We start from the raw sequence: 2802 nt of genomic DNA on the forward strand, positions 1-2802 counted from the left end.
GGCGGCGGCGTCTCGGCCGCGACGATCCCCATGCTCGTCGGCGCAGGCGTCTCCGCCGTGCACCTGTCTGCCAAGCGGCGGCAGCACGACCACTGGGTGACCGACGGCGGCCTCGTCGCCGCGGCGAGCGCGGCGCTCGACGGGGCGTAGCCGCGGAGGCCACCGCGTAAACCGCGCACACGGGGCGACATTAGATGTTGCAATCGCGCGCCGGCGCACCACCCGACGACAGTAGATGCCGCTCCGGCCGCGGAGACCAGCATCTAGTGTCGCCGCACCAAGTTCAGGGGCAGGCGAAACGACCTCTACTGTCGCCGCACCAACTTCAGGGGCAGGCGAAACGACATCTACTGTCGCCGCACCAAGTTCAGGGGCAGGCGAAACGACATCTACTGTCGCCGCGCACGACGCGCGAAGCTCCCGGCCTCGACCTCTGGCTCAGTAGCGTTGCCACTCGGGCTTGTTAGCCCAGGTGTAGCGGTAGTAGTCCGCGTTGTGCAGGCGCGAGGCCGCGCCCTCATCGATCACGACCGTCGCATGCTCATGCAGCTGCAGCACCGACGCCGGGCACGACGCGGACACCGGCCCCTCCACCGCGGCGGCGATCGCCTCGGCCTTCGCCTCCCCCTGCGCCACCAGCACCAGACGCCGAGCCCGCAGGATCGTCCCCAGCCCCTGGGTCACACAATGCGTCGGCACCGCCTCCGGGGAATCGAAGAACCGCGCATTGTCCGCCCGCGTCTTCGGCGTCAGCGTCTTGATCCGCGTGCGCGAGGCCAGCGACGACGTCGGCTCGTTGAACCCGATGTGCCCGTTCGCCCCGATGCCGAGGATCTGCACGTCGATCCCCCCGGCCGCATCGATCGCCGCCTCATACGCCGCGCACGCCGCCGGCACGTCCTGCGCCAACCCGTCAGGCACCGACACCAGCTCGGGGTCCATCCCCAGCGGCTTCGTCACCGTGCGGTCGATGACCGCGTGATAGCTCTCGGGGTGCGCATAGTCCAGCCCCACATACTCATCCAGCGCGAACCCCCGCATGCGCGAGAAATCCAGCTCGCCAGCAGCCGCCCGACGCGCGAGCTCGTCATAGATCGCAAGCGGCGACGACCCCGTCGCCAGGCCCAGTGCACCATCGGGCCTGCGCGCCACCACATCAGCGATCACGGATGCCGCAACCCGACCCACCTCCGCCGAATCCGGCAGGATCACGATCTCCATCTGGTTCTCCACTCGTTCTCTCAGGCGGCGGCCGGGCAGGCCGCCGTCGCGCCGGGCTCAGTCGGCGATGTTGGCGGTGACGGCCTCCATGTAGGCCTGTCGTTCCTCGCGCGTGCTCGGCCGGCCCGCGACACCGGGGCGGCGCTGCCATGGGCGCGGCCCCTCCGCGGCCCGGTATTCGACACCGAGGGCGTCGAGGCGGCCGAGGTGATGGTCGAGTCGCACAAGGAAGTCGTCGACATCCTTCGGCCCCGGCGTCCAGAGCGCCTCGGCGAGCGCGGCCAGCCGCGGGAACGCGAAGTAGTCGACCGTGCGGGGCGAGTCCATGTGCTCCGTCCAGATGTTCGCCTGGCCGCCGAGCACGTGCTTCTGCTCATCGGGCGTGAGCTCTGGCAGCACCGGGTCGAAGGCGTACACGTCCTCGACGGTGAGCACGATCGCGACCGGGATCGGCTCGTCCGGGGAATCCGACTGCCGGTAGTCGAGGTAGGCCTGGTCGTCGGGGCACAGCACGACGTCGTGGCCGCGGCGGGCCGCGGTGACCGCGCCCCGCGTGCCCCGCCACGAGGCGATGGCGGCATCGGGGGCGAGCTCGCCTTCGAGGACCTCGTCCCAGCCGAAGAGACGGCGACCGCGCGCGCTGATGTGCGCATCGAGGCGCCGGATGAACCAGGTCTGCAGCTCCTCGCCGCTCGCGAGCCCGCGCTCGGCCATCAGCTCGCGGGTGCGCGGGTCGGATTCCCACAGCTCCTTCGGGCACTCGTCGCCGCCCACGCCGACGAAGCGGCTGGGAAAGATCTCCATGAGCTCGTCGAAGACGTCGAGGTAGAACCGCACCGTCGACTCCTCCATGCTGAGCACGTTCGCGTTGATGCCCCAGCGGGTGAACACCTCGAGCTGCTCCCCCGTGACGCCGAGCTCGGGGTACGCCGCGATGGCCGCCTGCGAGTGCCCCGGCACGTCGATCTCGGGGACGACGTCGATGTGCCGCGCGGCGGCATAGGCGACGATCTCGCGGAGGTCGTCCTGCGTGTAGAACCCGCCGTGGGGGCGCCCGTCGAAGGTGGCGTCGGGCCCGGCGCCGAGCTGCGACTCGCGGCGCCACGACCCGATCTCGGTGAGCCGCGGGTAGCGGGCGATCTCGACGCGCCAGCCCTGATCGTCGGTGAGGTGCAGGTGCAGGACGTTGAGATGGTGCACCGCGAGCAGGTCGATGAAGCGCAGCACCTCGCGCTTCGGCAGGAAGTGCCGGGCGACGTCGAGCATTGCGCCACGCCAGCCGAAGCGCGGGGCATCCGCGATCTCGACGGCCGGCAGCGACCACTCGACGCCCGCAACGGGCGCGCTGCGATAGATCGCCGGGGGCAGCAGCTGCAGCACGGTCTGCGCGGCGCAGAACGCGCCGGCCGCGTCCCCTGCAGTGATGCGGATGCCTGCGGCCGAGACCGTCAGCCGGTACGCCTCTGCGCCGAGCTCAGGAGCGAGGGCGAGCACGATGCCCGCACCGGCTTCGGCCGGCCCCTCGCGCAGCGGCAGTGCCGTCGCGGCGCGCAGCGCCGTCTGCAGCCACTGTGCCTCGCC

At 71.1% G+C, this 2802-nt stretch carries 2 protein-coding genes; both read right to left on the reverse strand.

The genetic code is table 11. From position 1 onward, the window contains the following. Positions 1-438: 438 nt before the first annotated feature. Positions 439-1221: a glucosamine-6-phosphate deaminase gene (gene nagB / locus ACM2XV_RS13950; protein WP_487027360.1), complete on the reverse strand. Its 783-nt coding sequence runs from the start codon at positions 1219-1221 to the stop codon at positions 439-441. 57 nt (positions 1222-1278) lie between these two features. Beyond that, positions 1279-2802: beta-N-acetylhexosaminidase (locus ACM2XV_RS13955; RefSeq protein ID WP_487027361.1), on the reverse strand; the 1524-nt coding region annotated here is incomplete at its 5' end.

The organism is Gryllotalpicola sp. CP2-P1 (assembly GCF_057512245.1).